The 26954-nt window shown below is 71.4% G+C and carries 29 protein-coding genes; 12 read left to right on the top strand and 17 right to left on the bottom strand.

Features of this window, described 5'->3' with window-relative positions; genetic code table 11:
• Nucleotides 1-72: 72 nt before the first annotated feature.
• A complete protein-coding gene (locus ACFE76_RS05220; RefSeq protein WP_375430685.1) occupies nucleotides 73-1089 on the bottom strand; it encodes a glycerophosphodiester phosphodiesterase in 1017 nt (338 codons plus the stop codon).
• 229 nt (nucleotides 1090-1318) lie between these two features.
• On the opposite strand from ACFE76_RS05220, the gene ACFE76_RS05215 reads away from it, so the two are divergent.
• The gene (locus tag ACFE76_RS05215) at nucleotides 1319-1708 is read left to right on the top strand and encodes a hypothetical protein (RefSeq protein WP_375430684.1); all 390 of its coding nucleotides are present in this window, start codon (nucleotides 1319-1321) and stop codon (nucleotides 1706-1708) included.
• 86 nt (nucleotides 1709-1794) lie between these two features.
• On the opposite strand, the gene ACFE76_RS05210 is transcribed toward ACFE76_RS05215, so the two are convergent.
• Entirely contained in the window at nucleotides 1795-2589 is a 795-nt protein-coding gene (locus ACFE76_RS05210) for a putative protein N(5)-glutamine methyltransferase (protein WP_375430683.1), read from the bottom strand.
• A gap of 186 nt (nucleotides 2590-2775) precedes the next feature.
• On the opposite strand from ACFE76_RS05210, the gene ACFE76_RS05205 reads away from it, so the two are divergent.
• The 6 genes from ACFE76_RS05205 to ACFE76_RS05180 are packed head-to-tail and all read left to right on the top strand — an operon-like array spanning nucleotide 2776 to nucleotide 10549.
• Complete coding sequence (locus tag ACFE76_RS05205; RefSeq protein ID WP_375430682.1) at nucleotides 2776-2865, top strand: potassium-transporting ATPase subunit F; 90 nt, start codon at nucleotides 2776-2778, stop codon at nucleotides 2863-2865.
• Entirely contained in the window at nucleotides 2865-4526 is a 1662-nt protein-coding gene (gene kdpA, locus ACFE76_RS05200; RefSeq protein WP_375430681.1) for a potassium-transporting ATPase subunit KdpA, read from the top strand. The genes ACFE76_RS05205 and kdpA overlap by 1 nt, the downstream gene beginning before the upstream one ends.
• A complete protein-coding gene (kdpB, locus tag ACFE76_RS05195; RefSeq protein ID WP_375430680.1) occupies nucleotides 4523-6622 on the top strand; it encodes a potassium-transporting ATPase subunit KdpB in 2100 nt (699 codons plus the stop codon). Before kdpA ends, kdpB begins: the two co-directional genes overlap by 4 nt.
• 2 nt (nucleotides 6623-6624) lie before the next feature.
• Nucleotides 6625-7194 carry a potassium-transporting ATPase subunit KdpC gene (kdpC, locus tag ACFE76_RS05190; RefSeq protein ID WP_375430679.1) on the top strand — a complete coding sequence of 190 codons (570 nt, stop codon included), beginning with the start codon at nucleotides 6625-6627 and terminating at the stop codon, nucleotides 7192-7194.
• Nucleotides 7195-7208: 14 nt separating this feature from the next.
• Nucleotides 7209-9872 carry a DUF4118 domain-containing protein gene (locus ACFE76_RS05185; protein WP_375430678.1) on the top strand — a complete coding sequence of 888 codons (2664 nt, stop codon included), beginning with the start codon at nucleotides 7209-7211 and terminating at the stop codon, nucleotides 9870-9872.
• Nucleotides 9869-10549 (top strand): response regulator, encoded by a 681-nt coding sequence (locus ACFE76_RS05180; protein ID WP_375430677.1) that lies wholly within the window; start codon nucleotides 9869-9871, stop codon nucleotides 10547-10549. Before ACFE76_RS05185 ends, ACFE76_RS05180 begins: the two co-directional genes overlap by 4 nt.
• A 258-nt stretch (nucleotides 10550-10807) precedes the next feature.
• Here the strand turns inward: ACFE76_RS05180 and ACFE76_RS05175 are convergent, their stop codons facing one another.
• The 4 genes from ACFE76_RS05175 to ACFE76_RS05160 all read right to left on the bottom strand — a co-directional run bounded on the left by ACFE76_RS05175 (nucleotide 10808) and on the right by ACFE76_RS05160 (nucleotide 13561).
• Nucleotides 10808-11464 (bottom strand): class I SAM-dependent methyltransferase, encoded by a 657-nt coding sequence (locus ACFE76_RS05175; protein ID WP_375430676.1) that lies wholly within the window; start codon nucleotides 11462-11464, stop codon nucleotides 10808-10810.
• Nucleotides 11461-12183, bottom strand: a complete 723-nt coding sequence (locus ACFE76_RS05170; RefSeq protein WP_375430675.1) for an anti-sigma factor domain-containing protein — start codon at nucleotides 12181-12183, stop codon at nucleotides 11461-11463. Before ACFE76_RS05170 ends, ACFE76_RS05175 begins: the two co-directional genes overlap by 4 nt.
• Nucleotides 12180-12764 (bottom strand): RNA polymerase sigma factor, encoded by a 585-nt coding sequence (locus ACFE76_RS05165; protein ID WP_375430674.1) that lies wholly within the window; start codon nucleotides 12762-12764, stop codon nucleotides 12180-12182. The genes ACFE76_RS05170 and ACFE76_RS05165 overlap by 4 nt, the downstream gene beginning before the upstream one ends.
• A gap of 146 nt (nucleotides 12765-12910) precedes the next feature.
• Nucleotides 12911-13561 (bottom strand): fasciclin domain-containing protein, encoded by a 651-nt coding sequence (locus tag ACFE76_RS05160; protein ID WP_375430673.1) that lies wholly within the window; start codon nucleotides 13559-13561, stop codon nucleotides 12911-12913.
• Nucleotides 13562-13728: 167 nt separating this feature from the next.
• Between ACFE76_RS05160 and ACFE76_RS05155 the strand changes: the two genes are divergently transcribed.
• Both ACFE76_RS05155 and ACFE76_RS05150 read left to right on the top strand, forming a co-directional pair.
• Nucleotides 13729-14547, top strand: coding sequence for a DUF4397 domain-containing protein (locus ACFE76_RS05155; protein WP_375430672.1), 819 nt, complete (start codon nucleotides 13729-13731; stop codon nucleotides 14545-14547).
• A 4-nt stretch (nucleotides 14548-14551) separates the two neighbouring features.
• Complete coding sequence (locus ACFE76_RS05150) at nucleotides 14552-15304, top strand: class F sortase (protein WP_375430671.1); 753 nt, start codon at nucleotides 14552-14554, stop codon at nucleotides 15302-15304.
• 26 nt (nucleotides 15305-15330) lie between these two features.
• On the opposite strand, the gene ACFE76_RS05145 is transcribed toward ACFE76_RS05150, so the two are convergent.
• Nucleotides 15331-16323: an SDR family oxidoreductase gene (locus ACFE76_RS05145; protein WP_375430670.1), complete on the bottom strand. Its 993-nt coding sequence runs from the start codon at nucleotides 16321-16323 to the stop codon at nucleotides 15331-15333.
• A 142-nt stretch (nucleotides 16324-16465) separates the two neighbouring features.
• Here ACFE76_RS05145 and ACFE76_RS05140 point away from each other — a divergent pair, with 142 nt between their 5' ends.
• Nucleotides 16466-16924: a hypothetical protein gene (locus ACFE76_RS05140; protein ID WP_375430669.1), complete on the top strand. Its 459-nt coding sequence runs from the start codon at nucleotides 16466-16468 to the stop codon at nucleotides 16922-16924.
• 73 nt (nucleotides 16925-16997) lie between these two features.
• Here ACFE76_RS05140 and ACFE76_RS05135 read toward each other — a convergent pair whose 3' ends face one another.
• Nucleotides 16998-17165, bottom strand: a complete 168-nt coding sequence (locus ACFE76_RS05135) for an Rv0909 family putative TA system antitoxin (RefSeq protein ID WP_375430668.1) — start codon at nucleotides 17163-17165, stop codon at nucleotides 16998-17000.
• Between the two features lie 194 nt (nucleotides 17166-17359).
• Here ACFE76_RS05135 and ACFE76_RS05130 point away from each other — a divergent pair, with 194 nt between their 5' ends.
• Nucleotides 17360-17761, top strand: a complete 402-nt coding sequence (locus ACFE76_RS05130) for a hypothetical protein (RefSeq protein WP_375430667.1) — start codon at nucleotides 17360-17362, stop codon at nucleotides 17759-17761.
• A gap of 344 nt (nucleotides 17762-18105) precedes the next feature.
• The gene (locus tag ACFE76_RS05125; protein WP_375430666.1) at nucleotides 18106-18390 is read left to right on the top strand and encodes a DUF1540 domain-containing protein; all 285 of its coding nucleotides are present in this window, start codon (nucleotides 18106-18108) and stop codon (nucleotides 18388-18390) included.
• Nucleotides 18391-18418: 28 nt separating this feature from the next.
• Here the strand turns inward: ACFE76_RS05125 and ACFE76_RS05120 are convergent, their stop codons facing one another.
• The 9 genes from ACFE76_RS05120 to ACFE76_RS05080 form a co-directional block, all read right to left on the bottom strand.
• Entirely contained in the window at nucleotides 18419-18625 is a 207-nt protein-coding gene (locus ACFE76_RS05120; protein WP_375430665.1) for a hypothetical protein, read from the bottom strand.
• A gap of 200 nt (nucleotides 18626-18825) precedes the next feature.
• Complete coding sequence (locus ACFE76_RS05115; RefSeq protein WP_375430664.1) at nucleotides 18826-20214, bottom strand: mannitol dehydrogenase family protein; 1389 nt, start codon at nucleotides 20212-20214, stop codon at nucleotides 18826-18828.
• Complete coding sequence (locus tag ACFE76_RS05110; RefSeq protein ID WP_375430663.1) at nucleotides 20211-20378, bottom strand: hypothetical protein; 168 nt, start codon at nucleotides 20376-20378, stop codon at nucleotides 20211-20213. The genes ACFE76_RS05115 and ACFE76_RS05110 overlap by 4 nt, the downstream gene beginning before the upstream one ends.
• A 204-nt stretch (nucleotides 20379-20582) precedes the next feature.
• The gene (locus ACFE76_RS05105; RefSeq protein ID WP_375430662.1) at nucleotides 20583-21911 is read right to left on the bottom strand and encodes a lactate racemase domain-containing protein; all 1329 of its coding nucleotides are present in this window, start codon (nucleotides 21909-21911) and stop codon (nucleotides 20583-20585) included.
• A 295-nt stretch (nucleotides 21912-22206) separates the two neighbouring features.
• Nucleotides 22207-22698, bottom strand: coding sequence for a hypothetical protein (locus tag ACFE76_RS05100; protein ID WP_375430661.1), 492 nt, complete (start codon nucleotides 22696-22698; stop codon nucleotides 22207-22209).
• Nucleotides 22699-22817: 119 nt separating this feature from the next.
• Complete coding sequence (locus ACFE76_RS05095) at nucleotides 22818-23177, bottom strand: universal stress protein (protein ID WP_375430660.1); 360 nt, start codon at nucleotides 23175-23177, stop codon at nucleotides 22818-22820.
• A 76-nt stretch (nucleotides 23178-23253) separates the two neighbouring features.
• On the bottom strand, nucleotides 23254-24579 hold the full coding sequence (locus tag ACFE76_RS05090; protein ID WP_375430659.1) for an MFS transporter: 1326 nt from the start codon (nucleotides 24577-24579) through the stop codon (nucleotides 23254-23256).
• A gap of 305 nt (nucleotides 24580-24884) precedes the next feature.
• A complete protein-coding gene (locus tag ACFE76_RS05085) occupies nucleotides 24885-26225 on the bottom strand; it encodes a GAF domain-containing protein (RefSeq protein WP_375430658.1) in 1341 nt (446 codons plus the stop codon).
• Between the two features lie 114 nt (nucleotides 26226-26339).
• The gene (locus tag ACFE76_RS05080) at nucleotides 26340-26798 is read right to left on the bottom strand and encodes a MarR family winged helix-turn-helix transcriptional regulator (protein WP_375430657.1); all 459 of its coding nucleotides are present in this window, start codon (nucleotides 26796-26798) and stop codon (nucleotides 26340-26342) included.
• Nucleotides 26799-26954: the final 156 nt, after the last annotated feature.

Below are 26954 nucleotides of genomic sequence, written 5' to 3'. Positions count from 1 at the left end.
CGGCAAAACCCGCCCGACCATGATCAACAACCACCCCATGAAAGATGCGGGCTAGTAGTAGCCGCGAGCGGCTCAGCCGACGAGGCGGAGAGCCGGCTGCCGGACGACGCGACCACGGGCGAGCTCGCCAAGGTCGGGGTTGTCGGTGAAGAAGGTGTCCATCCCCGCAGCCAGGTAGGCCGCCAGCTCACCGGGCAGGTCGCCCGCCGCGTACGGGTCGGTGCTGCTGCGGAACTGCGCCGGCAGGAACTGGTTCTCGCGCCGGAAGGTCCAGCCGCAGACCTCGAGCCCGACGAGGTGCGCCTGCCGGGTGAGCGGGGTCGGCGCCAGCAACCGGCCGGTCGCGTCACGGGGGATGATCAGGTCCTTGTCGACGCCGAGGATCTCGGCGTAGCCGGCGACCTGCCGCAGCCCGGCCGGGCTGACCAGGTCGGCGTAACGGCGCGGGTCGCCCGTGCTCTGCAGGTCGTACGGCGCCCCGGTGCTCTCGATCAGCTGGACGAGCGGGATCGAGGTCTGTCGGCTCAGCCAGCGCAGGTTGGTGGTCTCGAAGCTCTGGATCATGGCCGGGTCGTTCCGGTCGATGAAGCCGGCCGCCGCGAGCTCGTCGAGCAGCCCGGGCTCCAGCGACAGCCCGAGAGACGCGAAGTAGGACGGGTGCTTGGTCTCGGGGCAGATACCGACCCGGCGGCCGTCGGTGGTCCGCGACGTCGCCGCCAGTGCCGCCACCTCCCGCAGGGTCGGGATCTGGTGCACCCGGTCGTGCTCGGTGTTGGCCGGGCGGGCCAGCGGCAGCCGTTCGAGCGCCCGCAGCGTCCGCAGCTCGGCGAGGGTGAAGTCCTCGGTGAACCAGCCGGTCCGAGGCTCGCCGTCGATCAGCTTGGTGGCCCGGCGCGTGGCGAACTCCGGGTGCTCGGCGACGTCGGTGGTCGCGCTGATCTCGTTCTCGTGCCGGGCGACCAGCTCACCGTCGGCGGTGGCCACGATGTCGGGCTCGATGTAGTCGGCGCCCTGGGCGATCGCCAGCTCGTAGGCCGCGAGCGTGTGCTCAGGCCGATAGCCGCTGGCGCCACGGTGAGCGATGAGCACGGGAGGACGGACCAGTCCGGACCTGGCCGCCCAAGACGGGCGCGGGAAGAGCATGGCCCCATGGAAGGCGCTGCTGACGGCGTCGGGGTGGCTCGCGGCGCACCGTTCGGCGACCAGTGGGTGAACGTTTCACCTCGGCCGACGTCTCCTGCCGTTTACCTGTCTATGTCACGATTCGGTCATGAACGTTCAGCCTGACCGCCCGAGGCGGCGCTCCGCGCCGACTCGGGTGTTAGGACCGGCAGCGGTCCGCTGGAACGACTACATCGGGACGGCCGCGGCCGACGACGCCGACGCTCTGATAGAGCGGCCGAGCCTTTACGAGCTGGCCGGGGTCGACCGGGGACGGTTCACGATCGTGGGCATCGACCTGACCATCTGGGAGACCGCCACCACGGTGCAGGTGTACGCGGTCGACCGGGTCGCCCACCAGCTCGAGTCCCACGCCGACATCGAGGAGCTGGGCCGCAGCCAGGGCGAGATCCCGGTGGTCGAGTTCGGCATTCCCAGCCAGCAGGTCGAGGAGTTCCTGAGCGACGCCTTCAAGCGGATCTCGCTACGGCTGATCGCCCGCGGAGTCCGCGAGCACCAGCTCGTGGTCACCGACGAGAACGCCTGACCGGTTCGACCGGCCCGACGAGCCGAACGTGACCGCCGCCGCGGCTCCGCTGTTCACGGTCGTCGTCGCGATGGCGGTGCTGCTGGTCATCGCTCCGGGCCTGCGCCTCGGCTGAACCCGACCACGACGGTCGCCTCGAGCTCGTCGTCCCGGCGGACCTCGGGCTGCAGGCCCGCGAGCCGGACCGCCGACTCGGCCGCGTCGAGCTGACGTTCGCTGCACTCCAACAGCAGCGCGCCGGAGGGAGCCAGCCAGTCGGGCGCGCCGTTGATCACCCGGCGCAGCACGTCCAGCCCGTCGTCGCCTCCGTCCAGCGCGACCGTGGGTTCGTGGTCGCGGGCCTCGGCGGGCATCAGCGCGATGGCGCCACGGGGCACGTACGGAGCGTTGGCCACCAGCACGTCGACCCGGCCGCGCAGCCGGGCCGGTAGCGGGTCGTAGAGGTCGCCAGCCAGCACCGGGGCGCGACCCCGGAGGTTGTCCGCCGCGCACGCCACTGCCGCCGGCTCCAGCTCGGCCGCGGTCAGGTCGAGGTGGGGGAAGGCAGCCAGCAGCACCAGGCTGATCGCGCCCGAGCCGCAGCACAGCTCCACCACGGTGGACCCGGCCCGGGAGCAGGCCACGGCCTCGCGGGCGAGCAGCTCGGTCCGCCGCCGGGGCACGAAGACGCCGGGACTCAGCGGGACCCGCAGGCCACCGAACGCCGCCCAGCCCAGTACCTGCTCCAGCGGCAGTCCGTCGTCCGCCCGCTGCCGCACCAGCCGTTCGAGTGCTGCGGCCGAGTCGGCCGCCTCGGTCAGCAGCACCGCCTCCTCCTCCGCGTACACGCAGCCGGCCGCCCGCAGCCGGGCGACCAGCGCAGACTCGCGCGGGCTGGGCACCGGCTCACGATAGACCGCTGAGGGATGATCCGCCCGAGGGCCGTCCGACCCTGGGCGGCCCGTGACCGGGTGTGCGGAGCATCCCTCAGCGGTTCGACCTCGGTTCCCCGTCAAGACCCCGTCAAGACGCGGCAAGACGGTGTCAAGACCTCGCCTCAACCACTTCGCAGGATCTGTGATGGTCGCATGACTTTGCTGTCCGTCGGCCTGCTGATCGCAGTTGCCGTCCTCGTGGTCTACCTGCTGGTGACCCTCATCTATCCGGAGCGCTTCTGATGGGCGACACCGCCGCGGGGCTGTTGACCATCCTCGCCCTGCTCCTGCTGCTCGCCCTGGCGTACGTGCCGCTCGGTGACTACATGGCCTCCGTGCTCACCCCGACCCGGCACAACCGGGCCGAGCGTCTCACCTATCGGCTGATCGGGGTCAACCCGGACGGCCAGCAGAACGCCCGCAGCTACATCCTGGCTCTGCTCGCCTTCTCGGTCGTCTCGATCGTGGTGCTGTTCGCGATCCTGGTCGGCCAAGCGGCGCTGCCGTTCAGCCGCGGGCTGCCCGGGATGCCCTGGAGCATGGCTCTGAACACCGCGATCTCCTTCGTCACGAACACGAACTGGCAGTCATACTCCGGCGAGTCCACCCTTGGCTACACCGCTCAGATGGCCGGCCTGGCCGTGCAGAACTTCACCTCGGCGGCCGTCGGGATCGCCGTGGCTGCGGCCCTGATCCGGGGCTTTCTCGCCAAGCGGACCGGCGAGCTCGGCAACTTCTGGGTCGACCTGACCCGCATCACGTTCCGCATCCTGCTGCCGCTCTCGGTCGTCGCCGCCGTCATCCTGCTGGCCGGTGGGGTCATCCAGAACTTCGCCCCCGACCACACCTTCACCACCATCGCCGGCGGCAGCCAGACCCTGCCCGGCGGTCCGGTCGCGAGCCAGGAGGCGATCAAGGAGCTCGGAACCAACGGGGGTGGCTTCTTCAACGCCAACTCCGCGCACCCGTTCGAGAACCCCAACCCGGTCACCACCCTCCTGGAGATCTTTCTCCTGATGCTGATCCCGGTCTCCCTGACCCGGACGCTCGGCACCATGCTCGGCAACCGTCGTCAAGGCAGCGCGGTGCTCGCCGCGATGGCCGTGCTGTGGGGGGTGGCTCTCACCGTGACCACCTGGGCCGAGGTGGGCGGCCACGGTCAGTCCGCACAGGCAGCGGGTGCGGCGATGGAGGGTAAGGAGACCTCGATCGGCATCTGGGCCAGTACCCTGTTCGCGGTCAGCACCACCGGCACCTCGACTGGGGCCATCAACGCCCAGCACGACTCCCTCACCCCGGCGGGTGGGGGCACCGTGCTCGTGCACATGCTGCTCGGGGAGATCTCGCCCGGGGGGACGGGTTCGGGAATCTACGGAATCCTCGTGGTGGCGGTCCTGGCCACCTTCGTCGCCGGCCTGATGGTCGGTCGGACCCCGGAGATCCTGGGCAAGAAGATCGGTGCCCGGGAGATGACCTTCGTCGCCCTGTACGTGCTGGCCACACCGGCTCTGGTCCTGCTGGGGACCGGCGTCGCGATGGCGCTCTCGAGCACACCGGACGCGATGAACAACTCAGGCGCTCACGGCTTCAGCGAGGTCTTCTACGCCTACGCCTCGGCCGCCAACAACAACGGCAGCGCGTTCGCGGGAATCACTGTCACCTCGACCTTCTTCCAGCTCACCCTCGGGGCCGCCATCCTGTTCGGTCGGCTGCTGCCCATCGTGCTGGTGCTCGGCCTCGCCGGGTCACTGGCCAGGTCCGGCCAGGTGCCGGTGACGTCTGGGACCCTGCCGACCACCACACCGCTCTTCGTCACCTTGCTCGTGGGCGTCATCCTGCTCGTCACGGGTTTGACCTTCTTCCCCGGGCTCGCGCTCGGGCCGATCGCCGAGGCACTGTCATGACCCAACCCACCTCCACGCAGACCCCTTCCGAGCCGGTCACGACCGGTTCGTCGGCGCTGGACGCGCCGGCACGCCGCTCCGGGCGACCCGGCTCGGACGGGGTCTCCCTCCGCGGCCAGCTCAGTGCTGCCCTGCCGGAGGCGTTCCGCAAGCTCGCCCCCCAGCACCTCTACCGCAGCCCGGTGATGCTGATCGTCTGGGTCGGCTCGATCTTCACCACCATCGCCGCTGTCGTGGACCCGAGCGTCTTCGCGGTCGGCATCGCGATCTGGCTCTGGCTGACCGTGCTCTTCGCCAACCTGGCCGAAGCCGTAGCCGAACGTCGCGGTCGCGCTCAGGCCGCGTCGCTGCGCGCCACCCGGACCGACACCACGGCCCGCCGGCTCGATGAGGCAGGCGCCGAGACGGAGGTCCCGAGCACCCAGCTCAAGGTCGGTGACCGGGTCCGGGTCACGGCCGGGCAGCTGATCCCCGGCGACGGGGACGTGGTCGAGGGGGTCGCCAGCGTCGACGAGTCGGCGATCACCGGGGAGTCCGCCCCGGTCATCCGCGAGGCGGGAGGCGACCGGTCCGCGGTCACCGGTGGGACGACGGTCCTCTCCGACGAGATCGTCGTCCAGATCACCGCCGCAGCCGGTGAGAGCTTCCTGGACAAGATGATCGCCCTGGTCGAGGGTGCGGAGCGACGCAAGACCCCGAACGAGGTCGCCCTGTCGATCCTGCTGTCGAGCCTGACCATCATCTTCCTGCTCGCGGTAGCGACACTGCAGCCGATCGCGACCTACTCGGGGCAGCGGCAGTCCCTCGTGGTGCTGATCGCGCTGCTGGTCTGCCTGATCCCGACCACCATCGGCGCTCTCCTCAGCGCCATCGGCATCGCCGGCATGGACCGGCTGGTGCAGGCGAACGTCCTGGCCATGTCGGGTCGCGCCGTCGAGGCGGCCGGTGACGTGAGCACGTTGCTGCTGGACAAGACCGGGACCATCACCTACGGCAACCGCCGGGCGTCGGCCTTCGTGCCGATGGCGGGAGTCGACGCTGCCGTCCTCCGCGACGCCGCCCGCTGGTCGAGCCTGGCCGACCAGACCCCGGAGGGTCGGTCGGTCGTCGAGCTCGCGCTCGACCAAGGGTCTGACGACCACGAGCTGCCCAACGGAGCGACCTACATCGCCTTCAGCGCTCAGACCCGGATGTCGGGTATCGACGTGGGGGGGCGGCAGATCCGCAAGGGCGCCGGATCGGCCATCTCGGCCTGGGCCGGCGTCACGACGCCCGGCCTCGCCGAAGCGGTCGACGAGATCTCCCGCACCGGTGGCACCCCTCTCGTCGTCGCGGAGCGGCACGGTGAGGATTCCCGGGTGCTGGGAGTCATCCACCTCAAGGACGTCGTCAAGCCCGACATCAGGGAACGTTTCGCCGAGCTGCGGGCGATGGGGATCCGTACGGTGATGATCACCGGCGACAACCCTCGGACTGCGGCGGCCATCGCCGCCGAGGCCGGCGTGGACGACTTCCTCGCCGAGGCGACGCCGGAGGACAAGCTGGCGTTGATCAAGGCCGAGCAGAGCGGCGGCCGGATGGTCGCCATGACCGGCGACGGCACGAACGACGCACCGGCGCTCGCGGCGGCCGACGTCGGCGTGGCCATGAACTCCGGCACGGCCGCAGCCAAGGAGGCCGGCAACATGGTCGACCTCGACTCGGACCCGACGAAGCTGATCAAGGTCGTGGAGATCGGCAAGCAGCTGTTGATCACCCGCGGTGCGCTGACCACCTTCTCCATCGCCAACGACATCGCCAAGTACTTCGCGATCATCCCGGCCATGTTCGTCATGGTCTACCCCGGGCTGCAGACGTTGAACATCATGCGGCTGAGCTCGCCGTCCTCGGCGATTCTCTCGGCCGTGATCTTCAACGCCCTGGTCATCGTGGCCCTGATCCCGCTCGCCCTCCGCGGCGTCCGCTACCGGCCCGCGGCCGCTGGTGCGGTGCTCCGTCGGAACCTCTTGATCTACGGCGTCGGAGGCATCATCGTCCCCTTCATCGGCATCAAGATCATCGACCTGCTCATCTCTCTCATCCCTGGAATCGGCTGATCATGAACTTCTTTCGTCAGGCCCTCACCGGCCTCCGCGTCCTCGTCGTGATGACGGTGGTGGTCGGGATCGCCTACCCCGTCGTGATCTGGGGAGTCGGCCAGATCGCCTTCAAGCAGCAGGCCGAGGGCTCGCTGATCACCAACGGCGGCGCCGTCGTGGGGTCAACCCTGATCGGTCAGACCTTCGCCGAAGACCAGTGGTTCGCCTCCCGGCCCTCAGCGGGCGACTACGACGCCCTCGCCAGCGCCGGCACCAACGCCGGACCGTCCGACACCGACCTGCTGGCCGAGATCGACAAGCGCCGCCAGGACATCGCGGCCCGGGAGGGCGTCGCTCCCAGCGACGTCCCCCCGGACGCGGTGACCACGTCGGCGTCCGGGCTCGACGCGTACATCTCCCCCGAGTACGCGCGGATCCAGGAGGCGCGGGTGGCGCGGGTCCGCAAGCTCGACCCGGCGAAGGTGGCGTCGTTGGTCGCCGCAGCCAGCTCGGGCCGCTCGCTCGGCTTCCTGGGTGAACCCCGGGTCAACGTGGTGAAGCTCAACGCGTCGCTGGCTGCGGCTGGCTGAGGCACACTGTGGGCATGGCAGGTGGTCAGCTCCGGGTGTATTTGGGGGCCGCACCCGGGGTGGGCAAGACCTTTGCCATGCTCGACGAGGGCCACCGGCGGCTCAAGCGCGGTACAGACGTCGTGGTCGGGTTCGTCGAGACCCACGGCCGAGCCCGGACGGTCGAGGCCGTCCAAGACCTCGAGCTCCTCCCCCGTCAGCTGATCTCCTACCGCGGCGTCGAGACCACGGAGATGGATCTGGCGGCCCTGCTCGCCCGTCGGCCCGAGGTGGCCCTGGTCGACGAGCTCGCCCACACCAACGCCTACGACGAGGACTACCTCGCTCGTCATCCGGAGGCGAACCCCAAGCGCTGGCAGGACGTCCAGGCTCTGCTCGACGCCGGGATCGACGTCATCACGACCGTGAACGTGCAGCACCTGGAGTCGCTCAACGACGTGGTCGAGTCGATCACCGGCATCCGCCAGACCGAGACGGTGCCGGACGCGTTCGTCCGGGCCGCGACGACGGTCGAGCTGGTCGACATGAGCCCGCAGGCGTTGCAACGGCGGATGGCTCACGGCAACATCTACGCCGCGGACAAGATCGACCACGCCCTCACCCACTACTTCCGGGAGGGCAACCTCGCGGCGCTGCGTGAGCTCGCGCTGCTCTGGCTCGCAGACCGGGTCGACGAGGGCCTGGACCGCTACCGCGTGGCGCACGGGATCGACGCCACCTGGGCGACCCGCGAACGGGTGGTGGTGGCGGTGTCGGGCGCCGAGGAGTCGGTGGCCCTGATGCGCCGCGCCGCCCGGATCGCGTCCCGGACCGCAGGCGGTGAGTGGCAGGCGGTCTACGTGACCCGCCGCGACGGGCTGAGCGGGGTCACGGCCGTCCAGCTGGAAAAGCTGCGCGCCAAGACCGTCGAGCTGGGCGGTACCTTCCACGCCGTCGTCGCTGCCGACGTGGCTGAGGGGCTGCTGGACTTCGCCCGGGGGGTCAACGCGACCCAGGTGCTGCTCGGGGCCAGCCGCCGGAGCCGGGTCGCCACCTTGCTGCGACCCGGTGTGGGCGAGACCGTGATCGCCGACTCCGGCGACATCGACATCCACGTGGTCACCCACGCCTACGCCCGACGTGGGGCCGGGTCGGGCCGTCGTCGGGCGCGGGTGAGCCGCCGCCGGCTGCTGGCGGGCTACCTGCTGGCGGTGCTAGGTACCGTCGCCCTGGCCGGCGGGCTCGCACTGACCCGCGACCTGCACGGGCTACCGACCGAGTCGATGCTCTTCATGGCGCTGGTCGTCGCGACGGCGCTGGTCGGCGGACTGTGGCCGGCGGTGACCGCAGCGGTCTGCGGCGGGCTGGCCCTCAACTACTTCTTCGTCGACCCGACCGGCACGCTGAGCATCGCCGACCCCGAGAACGCGTTCGCCGTCGCGGTCTTCCTGCTGACCGGGGTGGCCGTGGCCACGGTCGTCGACCGGGCTGCGCGGCAGACCGCGCTGGCCACCCGCGCCCGAGCCGAGTCCAACGCGCTGGCCGTGCTCTCGCACACCCTGCTGCACACCGGTGACGACCAGCAGTCGCTGCTGGCGCGGGTGTGCGAGCTGTTCGTGATGTCCGGCGGGGCGGTGCTGCGGACGACCGGCGACGAGACGACCGTCGAAGCCACGTACGGGGATGCGCCCACCAGCGTCGCTGAGGGGGACGCGGACATCGTGGTCAGCCCGGACGTCACCGTGGTCTTCCGCGGCCACCCGCTCGACGCGGCCGACCGGCGGCTGATGTCGGCGTACGCGACGCACTTCCAGATCGTCCGGGAGCGGCGCGAGGCGCTGGCGGAGTCCCGGCTCGCCGCCGAGCTCGCCGAGGCCAACCGGACCCGGACCGCCTTGCTCGCCGCGGTCTCCCACGACCTGCGGACCCCGCTCGCCGCGATCAAGGCGGCGGTCAGCAGCCTGCGCGACGGCAGCGTGACCTGGTCCCCGGCCGATGAGGCCGAGCTGCTCGCCACGATCGAGAACGGCGCCGACCGGCTCGAGAACCTGATCGGCAACCTGCTCGACCTGAGCCGGCTGCAGATGGGCACGATCAACCCGCTGCTCGGCGAGGTCGACCTCGCCAGCGCGGTGGAGTGGGCGCTGGACCCGCTCACCGACGCCAGCCAGGTACGGGTCCGGCTCGGGGCCGACGCCCGGACGGCGCACGCGGACCCCGGGCTGCTGGACCGGGTGATCGCCAACCTGGTCGAGAACGCCCTCCGGCACACGCCGGCCGGGACGACGGTGGAGGTGACCAGCGAGCTCGACCTCGAGCCCGACGGCACCGAGGGCCCTCACCCCAACGGCCCAGGTCCGCGGGTGCTGCTGCGGGTCGTCGACCACGGTCCGGGCATCCCGGCGGAGTCCAAGGCGGATCTGTTCGCGCCGTTCCAGCGGCTCGGTGACGTGCCGAACGGCGACGGCCTCGGACTGGGACTGGCGGTCGCCCGCGGCCTCGCCGAGGCCATGAGCGGCCAGATCCGCGCCGAGGACACCCCGGGCGGCGGCCTCACCATGGTGATCGACCTGCCCGCGGGCGCACCGGTGGGTACGCGCCCTGAGCCTGGCGCCACGCGCCCTGAGCCGGTCGAGGGCCTCGAAGACGTTCCGCCTCCCCCGGGCACTGTCGACCCGGCCGAAGCCGTGACCGCGTGACCTTCATCCTGGCGGTGGACGACGACCCCGCGCTGCTGCGGACGCTGACCATCAACCTGCGCGCCCGCGGCTACGACGTGGAGACCGCCGGCGATGGCCGGTCGGCCCTGCAGGTGGTGGCCGAGCGGCTGCCGGACCTGGTGCTGCTCGACCTCGGGTTGCCCGACATCGACGGGGTCAGCGTGCTGACCCAGCTCAGGTCGTTCGCCGCCGTTCCGGTCCTGGTGCTGTCGGCCCGGCACGCGTCCGACGACAAGGTCGAGGCGCTGGACCTCGGCGCCGACGACTACGTGACCAAGCCGTTCGGGATGGAAGAGCTCTTGGCCCGGGTCCGGGCCGCGCTGCGGCGGAGTCCGCTGGGCGCCAGCACGCCGCCCCGGGTGGTCGAGACCCCCGATCTGCGGCTGGACCTCAACGACCAGACCGCCCTCCGCAAGGGTGAGCCGGTGCACCTCACGCCGACCGAGTGGCGGCTGGTCGAGGTGCTGACCCGCCAGCCGGGCCAGCTCGTCCGCCAGACCGAGCTGCTACGCGAGGTCTGGGGGCCCAGCTATCACCGCGAGACCAACTACCTGCGCGTCTACCTGGCCAACCTGCGCCGCAAGCTCGAAGCCGAACCCGGCCGTCCCCGCCACTTCCTCACCGAGCCCGGCGTCGGCTACCGTTTCGTCCCGTAGACCCTCCCGGCGGCTCTCCACCCCTCCGCCGCCGTCCGCCCCTCGGGACCGGCCCTCGCCACCGGGCGGAGCCCGGCCGGTCACTTCACACACTCAAGGGCGACCTCACACCCCCTGGAGCGGGCGCAAGGACGCCCTCGAGGCTGTGAAGTGACCGTGCAGGATGGGGCCAGGGGGCTGAGCCGAGGCCACGGGGCCGGGCCTGGCGTGGTGTGGTGTGGCGTGGCGTGGCGTGCGGAGCCCAGCGCGCGGGCGGACCTAGTCCGTGGGGAGGCGGCGGGCGACGACAGAGTACAGCGGGTCGCCGCGGTAGGTGCGGCGGCCGGGGGTGCGCAGGCTCACCTCGGGGGCGGTGAAGCCGCCGGCGCGGCGGACGTAGTCGGCGACGATGGCGCAGCGGCCGGGCTCGTCGGCGACGAGCCAGCCGTGGACGGCCTTGGTCGGGAAGCAGCGGTTCGAGAAGGTCAGGACCAGCGGGGCGCCGGGACGCAGCACCCGGGCCGCCTCGGCGAGCACGTCGACCGGCCGGACGAGGTAGTCCACCGAGACGCAGCAGAGCACAGCGTCGAAGGAAGCGTCGGCGAAGGGCAGTGCCGGGTCGACGTTCAGGTCCTGCACCACCCGTTCGGTCGCCATCGGGTTGGCGGCCAGCTCCGCAGCGTTCATCCCGAGGACGACCAGCTCGGCCGGGGCGCTCCGCAGGTGCGAGACCCACGACGACATCAGGTCGAGCACCCGACCGGAGGCATCGACTCCCAGCTCGGCGTAGAGCTCCCCGACCGCGGCGATCGCGCCGTCGTCGATGTGGGTGACCAACCGGGGCGGTGAGTAGAAGCGGTCGTCAGGCGTGGGGTCGTCCCGGTCGAAGAACCACGGCGGGTACGGCGCCGGACCGCCGGACGCTGGGTCGCTCACGGGTCCAGCGTGCCACGCAGGACGCTGTTACGACTGTGCGCGATGTTGCCGTCGTAGGGCTCGAGTGAGATGTCGACGATGGTGTAGCCGTCGAGGGCGCCGCCCGTCGTCGGCACGGGATAGCTGGCCCGACCGTCCGGCGGCACCACGCCGAGAGAGATCATCCGGCGGCCGTCGGTGTTGATCAGCCACAGCTCCTCGAACCGGTCCGCCGGCGCCGGCGCGGTCACCTCGATCCGCAGCTGGGACACCCCGTCCCGGCGGACCAGCTGAGCGACGCCTTGGCCGGACTTGTCGGGCAGGGGCGCCAGCGTCGCCCGCGCCACGACCACGTCGGCGACGTCCTGCCGGTACCAGAGGGCGCCTCCGGCAGCGACCACGAGGACGGCGGCGGCAGCGAGCAACCGGCGTCCGTACGCAGGCGTCCGCAGACGTGGGCCGCGGCCGCCCACCGCAGGCTGGACGCCGCCGACCGGCTCGGCCAGCCGGCCGCGCGGGTCGGCCGCGAGCTCGGCCTGGATGGCGGTGAGCAGTCCGGGACGCGGCGGCTGCCACGCGTACGCGGGCGCGGCCCGGCCGGTGGCGACCAGCCGACGCAGCTCGGCGAGACGGGCGCGACAGGATAGGCACAGCAGCAGGCGGGCGCGGTCCCGCAGCTCGAGCCGGTCGGGCTCGCCCAGGGCCAGCCCGGCGAGCAGCTCGTCGTCGAGGTGCCTCATGAGGTCATCAACCGCCGTCGCAGGTGGAGCAGGGCGCGGCGGGCATGACTCTTCACGGTACCGATCGGTAGGCCGAGACGTTCGGAGATCTCGGCGTGGGTGTAGCCGTCGTAGAAGGCGAGGGTGAGGATCGAGCGCCGCGGATCGGGCAGCAGACCGATCTCGTGGGCCAGCAGCAGTCGGTCGGTGACGACCTCGGGGGCCTCGTGCCGCCCGCGCTCGGCAGCATCATCCAACGCGGCCCGGACCAGCCGGACCTCGCGGGCCCGGCTGCGCTGCCGGTCGACGACCCGGTGCCGGGCGTTGCCGAGCAGCCAGGCCGGGACGCTGCCGAGCTCCGGAGCGAAGGTGTGCCGGCCGCGCCAGGCTGAGACGAACACCTGCTGGGTGATCTCCTCGGCCTCGCTCGCGTTGCCGAGCAGCCGCCAGGCAAAAGTGTTGACCAGCGGAGCCCACCGTCGGAAGCACTCCTCCAGGCTCCCCTCAGTGCCGGCCACGAAGGCGAGCCCGAGGTCGGCGTCACTCATCGCGGCCCAGTCGAAGGAGTCGACGGCACGGCGTGGCGGAGGCCCAACCCTCACGAGCTGACCCCTCCCCCACGTCGACGGGTGCGAGGCGGCGGACGGCCACCTCGTCGTGGCTGCGGCAGCCCGGTCGTCGTGACCCTGATCGGCCGATCCGCCGCTCGCCGCGCCTCACACCCTACTGCGACCGGGCCGTCCCTGCCTCAGAGGTCGACCGGACGGAGCACCCGGTCGACGCCGTGCCCGATCTGGAGGTTGCCCCTGTTCAGGTTCGGATCGACCACGAACGGGTTGCGGGCGTCCGGGTCGGCGTCGACGAGGGAGACGACGCGGCAGTAGACGACCTTGACCTCGAGGGTCGAGCCGGCGAGTGCGGTGGTCAGCACCGCCCCGTTCGCGGCCCGTGCCTGTCGATAGCTGATCGTCGACCCGGGCACCACGTGGTACAGCAGGACGTTCTCGATCGTGTCCACCCCGAGCTGGGTGGCCAGGACGCTGAAGACCTTGGCCTCGCTGCGGTAGCGGTGCCCCGTGAGGTCGTAGGCGAGCGTACGGAAGGCTTTGTCGTTCGGCAGGAACGCCGTCAGCGGTGTGCTGCCGTCAGCGAGCACCGCCACCGGGCTGTCCGGCTTGGCGGTCAGCACCGCGGTCACCGCGTTGTCGAGGATGTCGTAGTCGCGCGCGTTCGTGTCGAACCCCGAGCCGTCGGCGGAGAGCAGGGTCGCCAGGCTGGCGGTCCCCGTGGGTGCCGGCGTACTGCGGCGGTGAGCGCTGGCGGGAGCGACCCCGGCGAGCGTGGTCGCGGTGGCGAGCGCGAGCACCGCGCCCAACCTGGCGAGACGTCCAATGGTCATGTCAGACCTTCCTTGTTGACGTGGCCCCGGGCGGGGCGATCACCCCCTCTGCGTCCCTAGCCCGCCGCCGGATGCAGCGCGCCGAAGCAAACATCCGCACCCTGGAGCGCATCCGGACGCTCGTCGTGGTCGCAAAGACACCAAGAGACCTGCAACGAAGGAGCTTCATGCGCACTCGAGTCCTCACCCTCGCGGCCGCCGGCACGATCGTCCTGGCGGGCGCCGCCCTCAGCCCCACTCCCGCGCACGCCGCGGACGACGCGCAGCTGTCCGTGCTGCACGCCGTCCCCGGCCTGACCGTCGACGTGTACGTCAACGGCAAGCGGACCCTCAACGACTTCAAGCCCGGCATGATGGCCGGCCCGTTGAAGCTCGCCCCCGGCACCTACGAGGTGGCGATCACCAAGGGCGACGCCAAGGACGACTCCGACCCCGCGATCGGTCCTGTCGACCTGAAGCTGGGCGCGGGCGGCAACTACACCGCGGTCGCGCACCTGGAGGCCGGCGGTGACCCCACCGCCACGCTGTACAAGAACGACATCTCGCGGACCGCCGCCGGCCAGGGCCGGCTGACCGTCCGGCACGTCGCCGCCGCTCCGGCCGTCGACGTCAGGGTCGGTGGCAGCGCGGTGATCAGCAACCTCACCAACCCGGACGAGAAGGTCCTCGACCTCGGCGCCGGCACCCTGTCGGCCTCGGTCACGGCCACCGGGGAGACCAAGGCCCTGATCGGGCCCGCCGACGTCGCCGTGAAGGACGGCGTGAACACCATCGTCTACGCCTGGGGCAGCCTGGAGGACGACAACCTCGACCTGGCGGTGCAGACGATCTCCGGCCTGCACTCCGGTCCCGCCGGCGTCAACGCCGGAGAGGTCGGCCTGGCCGCCGACCCGGACCCGCTGCCGCTGCTGGCCGGCGGCGTGCTGCTGCTCGGTGCGGCGACGGTGCTGGGCGGCCGTCGCCGCCTTGCGGCCCGGCGGGCCTGACTCGGTGAGCGGCAGCACGAGGACGATACGGACCCGACAGGGCGACGCAGCCGTCGCCGCCCTGCCGCGGCTCGCCCTCCTGCTGCCGCTCGTCGTCCTGCTGCTGGGTTGCGCGTCGACCGGCGTTCGCGACGGCGTGGTGGGCGGGGACGGGGCTGGCCCGCCCACCCCGTCGGCCGGGGTCCCGGCGGTGAGCCCGCTCCCAGCGGCAGTTCCCTCAGGCTCGGCCACCCCCGCGCCCACCAGGGCTCGGGCCTCACGGGCGCCGGTCGTGCCGCAGTACCGGGCCACGGTGCCACCCGTGGCGCCAGAACGGCCGGTCCCGGCCCGGTTCGTGGCGAGCAGCATCGGCGTCGACCTGCCCGTGGTGAAGACCGGCGTGGCCGACGACGGCCGGATGCAGCTGCCGGAGACCAACCAAGAGGTGGCCTGGTACGCCTACGGCTCGCGTCCCGGGGACGCTGCCGGCACCACGGTGCTAGCAGCGCACGTCGACACCCGGACCGAGGGCCTCGGACCGTTCGCCCGGTTGCGCCAGCTTCGGCGAGGAGCCGAGCTGGCCGTGACCGACGCGGCCGGGCGAACCCGCCGCTACACCGTCACGGCAGTGGACGACGTGCCGAAGTCGCGGGTCTCGGTCGACCAGCTGTTCCGGCAGGACGGTCCGGCCACGCTCAGGGTGCTCACGTGCGGCGGACCCTTCAGTCGGCAGACCGGCTACCGCGACAACATCGTGGTCAGCGCCGAACCGCGCTGAGCCCACGCTGAGCGCACGACCCCGGCTCAGCCGAGGCGGTAGCGCGCGACCAGGTCGTCCATCGTGGCGTCCATGGCCGCGTCGACCTGCTGCCGAGCGGGGTCGCCGTCGAACCACGCCATGATCTCGCGTGCTCCCTGGCTGAACGGGACGCTGGCGACGTAGTCGGGCACCAGCCGCTTCACCTTGGCGTTGTCGAAGATCATCGAGTGCGCCTTGTCGCCGAGCAGGCCCGCGCCCCAGGCCGGGTCCGCGGCCGCGATGGCGTCGGACGGGACGTGCACCAGCCGCGGCTCGACCCCGGCTGCGTCAGCGACGGTTCTGAAGATCTCGTTCCAGGCCAACCACTCCTCGGAGGTGATGTGGAAGCTTTCGCCGAGCGCCGCCGGCTGGCCGAACAGCCCGACGAAAGCGTGCGCGAAGTCGGTGTGGTGAGTGAGCGTCCACAGCGAGGTGCCGTCGCCGGGGACCACGACCTGGGCGCCGCGGCGCATCCGGTCCACCACGGTCCAGCCGCCGTCGAAGGGCAGCAGCGTGCGGTCGTACGTGTGCGAAGGTCGGACGATCGTCATCGGCAGCGCACGTTCGCGATAGGCGTCGACCAGCAGGTCCTCGCAGGCGATCTTGTCCCGCGAGTACTGCCAGAACGGGTTGCGCAGCGGAGTCGACTCCCGCACCGGCAGCCGACCGGGCGGCGTCTGGTAGGCCGAGGCCGAGCTGATGAAGACGTACTGCCCCATCCGGCCCTCGAACAGCTCCAGCCGCGACGTCACGTCGGCCGGCACGAAGGCCCGGAAGTCCGCCACCACGTCGAACTCGCGTTCCCCGATCACCGCGCGGACGCTCGCCGGGTCGGCGAGGTCGCCGACGAGGCTCTCGCAGCCCGCGGGTAACGGCCGGGTCGAGGACGTGCCGCGGTTGAGCACGGATACCTCCATCCCGAGCGCGAGCGCGCGCACCGTGCAGGCGGAGCTGATGATGCCGGTACCACCGAGGAACAGGACGGAGAGCGAGGTCATGTCGCGATGCTAGGGACGGGAGCTGACGGTTTCTGCGGGGGCGGCTGGATCCGGAGGCCGAGGGCTAACCTGGCGATGAACGGGAGCTGGCGGCGAGAGACCCGTCCCTGCCCGGACCGGTCTTCGATGTCGAGGAGTGGCGGTGGACGGATATCACGACACGGTCGCCTGGGTGCTCCTCGCCGGCCTGCTGGTCGTGCTGTTCCTTCTCCAGGCCCCGGCTGCGACCCGGGCGCTGGGCCGACTGGGCGAGTGGGCCGGAGCTCGGCTCACCGCCGACCCCGAGCCCGACCAGGAAGCCGTCGACCTCTACCAGGCCCTGCGACGGGAGCGTCTGGTCGGTCACGTCGCGCGGTTACGGCGGATCCTGGCTGAGGACAGCCACCAGTCCGCGGTCCGGCAGATCGGCAACCGGATCGCCTACGGTCAGCTGCTGGCCGAGCTGGCCGAGATCGGCGACACCGTCCCGGCTGTCGTCGGTACGGTCGGGCCTGAGGAGCTCCGCGTCCCCGACGAGGTGGTCGCGGCGGCAGGTCGGCCCAGCGGGCGGTACGCGCCGCGGGTCGAGACGCTCGACCTCGGCGGCTGGCGCCGCCACTGACCGCCGACCCCGGCTTGCCGGACGCGGGCCGACCCAGAGGCCGACACGGGTCTGACAAGCCGGTCGGACGGTGCTACTCGCCGATCTTGGCGTCCAGGACGTCTTCGCCCTTGTCGATCTGCGCCTCGCCCTTACCGCCGGTCTTGGTCTCGACGACGTCGCCGGCCTTCTCGATGCCAGCGTCGCTGGCCTTCTCGACACCCTCGCCGGTCAGCTCGTTCTTCAGGTCATCCAGTCCCATGGGGTCCTCCTCGTCGTCGCGGCGGCCAGTCCGCCGTGCATCCCCTCCGATGCCCGTCCGCCACCGGCTCAAACAGCTGGCCGCTCGCGGACCACCGGCGCGCCGCACAGGTGATCGAGTTGGTCTTCGGGGCGCGGCCCGCAATGCTGGACGCGCACACGTCACCTGACCCCTTCCCCGCAGATAGGACCACCATGGCCCAGACCGCTGCCGCCACCGCGCCCACGACCGCACCGAGTCCGCTGCTGCGCGTCCTGCAGGTCTTCGCGGCCCTAGCCGTGCTCGACGTGCTCTTCCAGTTCGTCACCGCGGGCCAGCTCTTCCCCTCCGGTGGCCCCGACGGGCTGCACGCGGCCGGGGCGATCGCCCTCCACGTGGTCAGCGGCATCGCGGCCATCGCCGCCGTCCTGCTGTGGCGGCAGGGCCGCACCACCATCGGCGTCGCTGCCCTGGCTGTGGTCGTCTTCGGCTACGGCTTCGTGCAGGCAGCGATCGGCGGCTACGACACCCTCTACATCCACGTCCCAGGCGCGATGCTGCTCACGGCCGGCGTGGTCTGGCTGTTGCTGGCCGCCCTCCGCGGCCGCGCCCGCTAGGGGCTCGGCCGTCCGCCGCGGCCTCGACCACGACGTGAAGACCCAGCAGGACCGCGGCGTCGAGCAGGTCGCCACGCTGCCCGGCCTCGACACCGGATCGAGCTGGACGGGTGCCAGCGGATGCTGCAGACCTGCTCGTGCGGTCAGCCGTTGCGGGCCGCGTCCGCGACCCCGGAGCTCATCGCGCTGCTCAACCGCTGCTCCGGGGTCAGCTCGAGCGGTGATTTTCGTCATCTGGAAGCCTGCCGTGGACAAGTTAGCCGAGCCTCGCCTGGCTATCCCTGCACGCAGAAGAGGCTTACTTTCGTCAGCATCGACGTTCCGTCCCGACCGAGGAGACCCCCATGACCAGCATGCTCGAGATGCCGCAGGTGAGCGACTGCACGGCGACGGCCTGTGCGTACAACCACGACGGCTGTCACGCTTTCGCCGTCAACATCGACTCCGCCGCGGCCTGCGGGACGTTCCTGTCCCTGAACGAGAAGGGCGGCCTCGACGTCGTCGCCCAGGTCGGTGCCTGTCAGCGCCAGGACTGTGTCCACAACGCGTCGCTCGAGTGCCACGCCCCCTCGATCTCCGTCGGCTTCACCGCCGCCAACGCCGACTGCCTGTCCTACCAGGCCGGCTGAACCACAGCCGCCTGAACCGCCAGGCGGCTCAGAACCCGCTGCCCGCGTAGTCCTCCCCGGCCGGCGCGTCCCGCTGGGCGCCGTCCGGGGCGTTGGTGTCACCCTCGGCGTACTCGTCCTCGACGACCGGCGCGGAACCTTGGTCGGGATCGGCCGGCGGCGGCGGCACGGGCACCTCCGCGAGCTCCTCGTCGGTCATCGTGCGCGGGTCCTGCGGCATCTCGGCTTCGGTCATGAGAGTCCTCCTACCCGTTCTGCCCCAGGCTGCACCCGATCGCTGCGGGAATCCCCAGGGAGTCGCGCTGTCTGCGTGCTCTTCTCCTCCGGGTCGACTCGTGCGGGAGCGACAGCTGGCGGAGCCGCCGGGCGGCACGGGCGCCGAAGGCGTACCCGTCGAAGAACCACGGTCTGGACACCGTTCTTCGCGGCTGCCGGTCAGCCCTCGATCGCCCGTACCTGCCCGAGCACGGCGTCGACGAACGGGACGTCGACGCCTCGGCCCTCCTCGAGCAGGTCGAGCACGTCCCGGACCGCCGTCGGCAGGTCGGGCTGCGTCGCGGCGGCCAGGGCCTTGTGGCCTGCCCCCGGGTCCTGGACGGGAGCGCCGCGCCCACGCAGGTGCAGCACCCAGGCCGCCACCGTGGTGGCGCAGCCGACCGGCAGCTGGCCGGCGGCGCGTTCGGCGGCTAGAACGGGCACCGTACGGACGAGCAGCTTCTGCGAACCGTCCGCGGCGATCTGCGCGAGCCGGTGCCGGACCCGCGGGTTGGCGAACCGGTCCGCCAACGCGGCGCGGTAGGCGGCGACGTCGTCGGCGGAGACGGTGAGGTGCCGACCGGCCTCGTCCCAGAAGCTCTCCACCCAGGCCCGGCAGGACGGGTCGGCGATGGCCTCGTCGATCGTGGCGTGGCCCCGGATGCTGCCGACGTAGGCCAGCAGCGAGTGCGAGCCGTTCAGCAGCCAGAGCTTCCGCTGCTCGAACGGGGTGACGTCATCCACGAGCGTGACCCCGGCGTCCTCCCAGCGGGGCCGGCCCGCCGGGAAGGTACCGGCCACCACCCACGCGTGGTACGGCTCGGTGGGCACCGGCGCGGCGTCGATCCAGCCGCAGCGCTGGGCCACCAGCGCCCGGTCTTCGTCGGTGGTGGCCGGGGTGATCCGGTCCACCATCGAGGTGGCGAAGTCGACGTGGCCGTCCACCCAGCCGACCAGTGTGTGGTCGACGAGGGCGGCGAGGTCGCGGACGACGGTCTGGGTCACCGCGCCGTTGTCGGGCAGGTTGTCGCACGACAGCACGGTGATCGGACCGGCTCCGGCGGCTCGGCGGGCGAGCAGGCCCGCCACCAGGCGCGCGGGCAGCGAGGTGACGACCGCCCGAGGGTCGGACCGCAGCTTCGCGACGTCGTCACCGACCACGTCCCGGTCGGCGTCGAGGCGCCCGTCTGGGCCTTGGAGGTAGCCCGCCTCGGTGACGGTGATGGTGACGACGGCAACCTCGGGCCGGGCCAGGTAGCCGAGCAGCGCCTCGTGGTCACCCACCGGGTGCACGGCCGACAGCGACCCGACCAGCTCCACGGTGTCCTCGTCGCGACCGCGGGTGAGCAACGTGTAGAGGCCGTCCTGCGGCGCCAGCGCCTCGGCCGCCGCCGGGGACCGACCGGTGAAGGCCGCGATTCCCCACTCGGCGGAGTCCGAGGCGTGGGCGGTGTACCAGGCCTGGTGGGCACGGTGAAAGTTGCCGAGGCCGAGGTGCACCAGCCGGACGGGGGCGGCGGCGGAGGTGCCGGGTAGGGAGCGGGACAGCCGGGGGGCGGGCCCGGTCACAGCCGGAAGGCCCGTCGCGGGTGGGTGGCGAGGAGGTCGTGGAAGGTGGTCGGGCCGTCGTCGCAGACCATCCGGGCCGTCTCCGAGACCAGGTGCCGGCGCAGCACCGGGTCGGCGGGTAGCAGGCGATCGGGATGCAGGCAGAGCTTGGCTGGAGTGGGCACGTACGCCATCTTGCTGACCCGGGCCGATGGCCGGCCACCCCTTGCCGCTTGTTGCCGCTCAGCGCGGGCCCGAGTCTTTCCAGGAAGGACTGGCCAACGCGTCCCGAGCTCGTCGAGGGCGACCAGGCTGACCCGACGATGGATCTCGTGGCGGACGCCTCGAAGGCGTGTGAGCGGGGGCAGCCGTCAGCGGCGCCCTCTCGCTCAGGGCGCGCGGGGCCGGAGGCGGTAGAGGACCTCCCCGGCATGGGGCTCGACGAAGGTGTCCGGGTCGGCCTCGTACGTGGCGACGTCGACCGCGGCGGGGTCGAGGTAGTCCAGGTTGACGCTGCGGACGACGTCTTCGGGGATGCCGGTGGCGAGAGTGACCGTCACCCGGTTGCGCTCCCCGGCCTCGGGGCTCCAGGTGCCCTGGCCGCGGAGGTGGGTGGAGTGCGCGAGGTCGCCCCACGGCTGGTCGCGGAACCGCTCCCACTGGCCGAGGAAGTAGTCCCGGTTGTGGTAGCCGATCTCGGCGATGTGGGGGTGCATCACCGAGATCTGGGTGATGTGTGGGGCGTAGATGATCACCTCGCCGCCGTCGGCCACGATCGGCTCGAGCTTGTAGAACCCCTTGGCCGCGGTCCAGATGTCCTCGTACTTGGTCGGCATGATCGACAGCACCCGCCGAACCGGTGCGTCGCGGTAGGACACGTGCGTCTCGGCCGAGACGGCGGCGCAGGCGGCCCACGCGTCCTCGGGGGTGCCGAAGGCGGCCGCGTGCAAGGTGTCGGTGCCGGACGCGACCACGAGGCAGAGCGCCAGCCGCCGGGCCGGGATCATCGTCGCCGCTTCGTTGACCAGCGCCCGCACCGGGGTGACACCGCGGGTCCCGATCATCTCTGCGCTGGTGATCAGCGCGCCGACCCAGTGCGACAGGTCGATCAGCTCAGCAGCCGAGACGCCGGGGAAGAAGTACTTGTTGCCGCCGGAGAAGCCGACGACCTCGTGCGGAAAGACCGGCCCGACCACGATCGCCACGTCCGCCTCGGCGACGTGGCGGTTGATCCGGACGTCCACCGACAGGTCGTTCATCAGCCCGCCGGTCAGCTCGGCCATCCGTTCGGGCCCGATCGTGCCGAGCGTGGTGAACGTCTCGGGCAGCCAGGACTCGTGGTTCAGGATCCGCCAGCCGGGATACGTCGCCTCGCTGTCGCCTGGGTCGTAGCCGAGGTGCCGGGCGAGCTGGTCCTCGCTCATTCCCTGGTGGGTGCCGAGAGCGATCACCACGGTGACCTGCCGGGCGCGGCCTGCGAGTGCGTCCCGGGCGGCGGCCAGCAGCAGGGGCAGCGGACAGGTCCGGGTGCCGTCCGGCACGACCAGGCAGACCGACGCACCGTCGACGTCGGCGGCGGCCAGGGCGGAGGCGACGAAGCTGGTGACCTGCTCGGGGGTCAGCCGCTCGCCCGGCCCGCCGAGGAAGGCGGCCCGGTCAGGGTCACCCGGCTCGGTCCCGTACGCCGTGGCAGCTCCCGGTCTCGTGGTCAGCGTCATGCCCCCACCCAACTCGCGCTCGGGCCTCCCGACAACCCCTGGGCCGGCTGCGCGGGGTCGCCGGCGCGTGTCCCAGGCGCCGCACCACCGGTTCTGCCGACCCCACGCGTCCGGTTGGTCTCGTGAACTTGGTGCGCGCGCCGCACGACACCTGCCGGCTGTCGCAGTTCGCGGACGCCCGACCGCTACTGCTGGGACGTCAGCAGCGGCGACCTCGACGGCGCTGCAGCCACCTGGGAAGCCGCGCTGACCTGGGGTCGAGCTGTCGATGCCACGGGTGCAGTGTGGTGGAGGTTCAGTCTGAGTCCGTCAGGACCGCCGCCGCGGACGACGGACGCCGACGCAGCTGGCGATGTCTGAGCAGCGCGCGCAGCCGGTCCACGACCGCCGAACCACGCGGTCTCGGGGTCAGCACGCTGGTCAGGTCCTCGCTGAGCGCTTGGACCCGGGCGAGGAGGTCCTCGTGGGCAAGGTCCCACTCCTCGTAGCGGGGACCGGGGAGTCGGGCCACGTCGATGTCGGTACCGAGGACGACCACCCGGTCGGCGGTGTAGAGCGCTCCGGTGCTCAGCCGCTTCTCCTCGGCCGGGTTGAGGCCCATGGCCACCAACATCTCGTCCGAGCGTCCGCCGGGCTCGATGGGCTGCGTCGCCGCCGTATCGACCGTGACCCGGTCCCCCGCAGCATCGCGCAACAGGCTGGCGGCGATCTGGGGGGAGGTCGCGTCGTCGCCGACGAACAGCACCCGGCGTGGCGGAACAGCACTGGCGGACAAAGAGGTACTCATGGTCGGGCTCCTGGGAACGTTGCGGGTGAGGCAGCGTCGACTGTGGCGCACGAGGGCTCCCAGGATAGCGCGTCGGGCATCGCTGTCCGGCCTGCTCGGCGTCCGACGGTCCCCCACCCTCAGCCGTCAGTGGCCCTGACGCACAGCACGGGAAGGGTCGCCTCGAGGATGAGTCGCTGCGCGATGCTGCCCAGGACGGCCTTGCCGACGGGAGAACGCTTGCGCACCCCCACGACGAGCCGGGTGATCTCGGGGCGGTTGTCGAGCACCTGGAGCACCTGCTCCACCTCGTCGAGGCTCGAAGCAGCCGGTACGACGACCTCGAGCAGTACGTGCGCGGCGATGTCGGCGGTGTCGAGGTCGCCTGCGGTGAGGTTGACCGCCACCAGCGGGACGTTCAGCTGGGCCGCCTCCAGGCCCGCCGCTACGAGGGCGGCTTGGCCCTCCCTGTTGTCGGTCACGGCAACGCAGACACTCATGGCGTGGTGCTCCTGATCTGGTTCGATGTCTGGACGGACGGGACCCGCCGCTGCTGGTCGACCTCGGGCACGGCGGTCACCGGACCTTCTTGATCGGGAGCACGACCAGGGCACCGATCAGGGCGGCGGCGCCTGCTGTGTAGAGCAGGAGCTCGTAGTTCGTCGAGCCGGCACCCACCCCCAGCAGGATCGCACCGATGGCCGGCGCCACGCTCTGGGGCAGGGCGTTGGCGATGTTGAACACGCCGAGGTCCTTACCGGCGTCGTCGGGGTTGGGCAGGACGTCGATGACCAGGGCGAGGTCGACGCCGACGTAGATCCCGTACGCGAAGCCCAGGATCGCCTCGACCACGTAGAAACCGCTCAGCGTCGACACGTGCGCCAGCAGCACGATCCCGACGCCGAACAGCAGCGTCGAACCGGCGACCAGGAACTTGCGGCGACCGGTGCGGTCGGAGATCTTGCCGGCCACCCAGCCCGAAGCGACCAGGGCGATGGTGTAGATCAAGACGCCGAACGTGACCGCGGCGGGCGCGGCGCTCTCGGCCAGACCGAGCTCGTCGCGGAGGTAGAACAGCCGGAAGGTGGTGAACATGAAGGTGGCCAGCGTGATCAAGAACCGCGACCACCAGGCGAGGGCGAAGTCGGGAAACTTGACCGGGTTCAGCCAGAGCGTCTCGAGCCACTCCCGACCCGTCATCTTGGGCGGCTTCACCTTCAGCCTCTGGTCAGGCAGGATCACGGCGAAGAGCAGCATCGCCCCGATCGCGAAGATCGAGGGCACCACGAACAGGACCACCAGGTGGTCCTTGAACAGCTGGGCGAGGAACGTGCCGCCGAGGATGCCGACGTTCTGCGCGATCCCCAGCAGGGCGGACACGCTGCCCCGCTGGAACTTGGGCACCTGGTCGGAGATCGTGGCGACGAACGGAGCGAGCGTCGCGTTCGCGCCGAGCTGCGCCAGGCACCAGCCGGCCGTGATCACGGCGACGTTCTGGCCCAGCGCCATCACGACGAAGGCCAGTGTCATCACGACCGTACCGCCCACGATCCAGGGGCGACGCCGACCGAAGCGGGAGGCGGTCCGGTCCGAGAGCCGACCGAACAACACGTTGCCGATCACGGCGAACAGCGCGCCAAACCCGGCGATGATGCCCACGGCGGTGATCTGCTGTGCCGGCGGGATCGCCGACTGCACCTTCAGGCCGATACCGACGATCGCCGGCCCCAGCAGAGCGATGAAGAAGATCAGCTGGGCAAAGACCAGTCCGCCGACGTAGCGCGGTCCGACCTCCTTGGTGGGGACATCGAACCAGTGGTGCTGGTGCGGATCCTGGACGCCGACCCCGCCCTGCGTGTCAGATGTCGGGGGACGCTCGTCGTAGGGACCTGAGCTGCTCATGCGTACTCCTTCGGACGCTGTGGCACCGACTGAACTCGCCAGTGAAGCGCGCATCTGCGCGCGTACGTAATCTAAAGACGTTTTCTGGCCCCTGGCAAGGCTGACGGCCGAGTGCGAGCGCCCTCCGTCCGCGCGAACCGGGAGAATCGAGCGCTCGTCCCCGACGCCCCACACCGCCGCCGCCGAGCTCGGCTACCTGTCCTCAGCAGCGGCCCGGGCTCTCCGCAGCGGCCGATCCGAGGTCGTCCTGCTGCTGCCGGACTGGCCGATCGGCTCAGGGTCGAGCACTGCTGGAGAGTCTCTCGTCACCCCTCGTCCGGGTCCTTCTCCAGGTCGGTCCGGAGCGCGAAGATCGAGCGTCGAAGGGCGACGATGCTGGTGTCGATGAGCTGGACCGCCTCGTCGAGCTTGGCCCGTAGGCGGGCGGCCGGCACGAGCGAGCGCAGACCCTGCAGCGTGAGCCCGGCCGCGAAGAGGTCGGGGACCACGTCGTCACGCAGCCTGCTCGCGATCCGCTCACGGTCCTCGATCACGCTGTAGCGCTGCATGATCAGCCGCGCCTGCTGGAGCTCCAGCGCCGTCTGCATCTGAGCGGCGAAGGCGGTGGCCAGATCGAGGTCGAACTCGGAGAACGGCGTCCGCCCCCGCCGCCGGCCGATCACCATGAACCTCGTGCTGTCCCCCGCGGCCCAGCTGACGAGCAGGACCGGCCCAAGTCTCAGGCTGGCCAGGGTGCGGGTCAGCGGCGCGTGGGGATGCGCAGGGGCGGTCGTCACCAGCCCGCGGTGGCCACGCCGAGCCGCGGCCACCATCGGCTCTCGCGGCTCCAGCGGGACCTCCAGCTCGTGCGCGCTGGCCGCCTCAGACCCGGCGGCCAGGACCCGTTGCGTCGCCGTGTCGGGCCAGAGCAGGACCTGATTGGCGTCGGCGAGCCTGCAGATGCTCTCGGCGATGAGCCGCAGGCCACCCTCGATGCCGGCCGTCGCCAGCGGTCCGTTCACCAGATCCGTGGCCTCGGTCAACCAGTCCTGGCGCCGCCGTGACTGCTCGTACGTCCGGGCGTTCTCGATGGCGACAGCCGCGGTGACGGCATAGCTCGCCAGTGCCTCACGATCCACCGGGGTGAACCGGCGGCCGGCAGGAGCCTCCACCACCAAGACCCCGAGCAGCTCGCTGCGGTAGTGCAGGGGTACGACCATCGCTCCCGAGCGCCACGGCAGGGTCATGCCGGGCGTGGGGCGCGGCCAGGACAGTCGGCGGACCTGTTTTCCTTCGAGGGACCGGGCGAGCGCCGCCACGGCCCGCTCGTCGGCTGGGGTCAGCGGCACCGTCACCGCGGCCTCCCCACCGCTGGCCCGCAGGACCTCCAGCGGCTGCTCGGTCGTGCCGATCACGGCCAACGACGCGGTCGACGCGTCGACCAGCCACGCGCTGCGCTCGGTGACCCGCCGGTACAGCGCCGAAAGGGCGTACTCGTCGGCGATCGCACCGTTCGCGACCAGAAGCCGCTTGACCCGCTTCCGGCGCCCAGGAGCATCTTCGAGCCCGTCGACCAGTGCGTCGACTGGCCCCGCCACCACCGCCGCGGAGTCACCAGCCGCCGGCTCTTCTGGGTCCAGGCCGGCGGTGCCGGCCTCGTCGGCCATCAAAGCTCGCCGCGAGACCGGCAGCCTCGGTCGCCCTCAGCGACCGGGCGGCGCGGTCGCCGGTCAGTCGACCTCCTCGGCGCCACGGGAAGCCACCGACGCCGACGGATGAGCTCAGGCACGCCGGTACGACCAGCCGTCCGAGGCCTCGATCTCGCGGCAGCGGTCGCCCAGCCGGTCGGCGACCCCCCGCAGCAGGGGGGCGAGCCGCTCCAGCTCGTCCTCAGTGGCGTCGTTGAACAGCGCGCTCAGCCAGACTCGGCTCTCCTCGACGACCTGGTGCCCGCGCGCGGTCAGCCGGACGATGGTGCGCCGACGGTCCCAGGCGTGGGGGGAACGCTGCGCGATCCCCTGCTTCTCAAGTCGGTCGACGAGGGCCGTCGCGGCCCCACTGGTGAGTCCGAGGTCTACGGCAAGCTCCTTCTGGCCACGGCCGCCGTGCACGCTCAGCGAGCTCACCGCCTGGGCTTCGGTGACCCCGAGCCCCACGTGCGCGGCAAGAACCGCGCGGTAACGCTCGGCCGCCAGAATGAGAGACCGCAGGCTCTGCACCGCGTCGTCTGTCGTGTCCATCTCGATCTCTGCTCCCTCACGTGCGGCGTCACGCACATTACCTGATCTTCAGGTATCGGGAGGATTTCGGCGTCAGCCTCGCACAACCGCAATGTTACTTGATCGTCAAACCATTCAACCGTGTGGTTTCTCGACAATGCAGTAATCAGGGGGGCT

Source organism: uncultured Friedmanniella sp. (genome assembly GCF_964244005.1).
GTDB lineage: Bacteria > Actinomycetota > Actinomycetes > Propionibacteriales > Propionibacteriaceae > Microlunatus.
The sequence above is the reverse complement of the archived record's forward strand: the minus strand, read 5'-3'. Positions and strand labels throughout refer to the sequence as shown.

Coding starts and splice junctions, on each gene's coding strand:
- ACFE76_RS05120 (WP_375430665.1), bottom strand. CDS start 18,625: ATGACCGAAGCCGAGATGCCGCAGGACCCGCGCACGATGACCGACGAG.
- ACFE76_RS05185 (WP_375430678.1), top strand. CDS start 7,209: ATGGCAGGTGGTCAGCTCCGGGTGTATTTGGGGGCCGCACCCGGGGTG.
- ACFE76_RS05090 (WP_375430659.1), bottom strand. CDS start 24,579: ATGAGCAGCTCAGGTCCCTACGACGAGCGTCCCCCGACATCTGACACG.
- kdpC (WP_375430679.1), top strand. CDS start 6,625: ATGAACTTCTTTCGTCAGGCCCTCACCGGCCTCCGCGTCCTCGTCGTG.
- ACFE76_RS05105 (WP_375430662.1), bottom strand. CDS start 21,911: ATGACGCTGACCACGAGACCGGGAGCTGCCACGGCGTACGGGACCGAG.
- ACFE76_RS05085 (WP_375430658.1), bottom strand. CDS start 26,225: ATGGCCGACGAGGCCGGCACCGCCGGCCTGGACCCAGAAGAGCCGGCG.
- ACFE76_RS05155 (WP_375430672.1), top strand. CDS start 13,729: ATGCGCACTCGAGTCCTCACCCTCGCGGCCGCCGGCACGATCGTCCTG.
- ACFE76_RS05170 (WP_375430675.1), bottom strand. CDS start 12,183: ATGAGGCACCTCGACGACGAGCTGCTCGCCGGGCTGGCCCTGGGCGAG.
- ACFE76_RS05100 (WP_375430661.1), bottom strand. CDS start 22,698: ATGAGTACCTCTTTGTCCGCCAGTGCTGTTCCGCCACGCCGGGTGCTG.
- ACFE76_RS05145 (WP_375430670.1), bottom strand. CDS start 16,323: ATGACCTCGCTCTCCGTCCTGTTCCTCGGTGGTACCGGCATCATCAGC.
- ACFE76_RS05130 (WP_375430667.1), top strand. CDS start 17,360: ATGGCCCAGACCGCTGCCGCCACCGCGCCCACGACCGCACCGAGTCCG.
- kdpB (WP_375430680.1), top strand. CDS start 4,523: ATGACCCAACCCACCTCCACGCAGACCCCTTCCGAGCCGGTCACGACC.
- ACFE76_RS05125 (WP_375430666.1), top strand. CDS start 18,106: ATGACCAGCATGCTCGAGATGCCGCAGGTGAGCGACTGCACGGCGACG.
- kdpA (WP_375430681.1), top strand. CDS start 2,865: ATGGGCGACACCGCCGCGGGGCTGTTGACCATCCTCGCCCTGCTCCTG.
- ACFE76_RS05160 (WP_375430673.1), bottom strand. CDS start 13,561: ATGACCATTGGACGTCTCGCCAGGTTGGGCGCGGTGCTCGCGCTCGCC.
- ACFE76_RS05135 (WP_375430668.1), bottom strand. CDS start 17,165: ATGGGACTGGATGACCTGAAGAACGAGCTGACCGGCGAGGGTGTCGAG.
- ACFE76_RS05205 (WP_375430682.1), top strand. CDS start 2,776: ATGACTTTGCTGTCCGTCGGCCTGCTGATCGCAGTTGCCGTCCTCGTG.
- ACFE76_RS05095 (WP_375430660.1), bottom strand. CDS start 23,177: ATGAGTGTCTGCGTTGCCGTGACCGACAACAGGGAGGGCCAAGCCGCC.
- ACFE76_RS05080 (WP_375430657.1), bottom strand. CDS start 26,798: ATGGACACGACAGACGACGCGGTGCAGAGCCTGCGGTCTCTCATTCTG.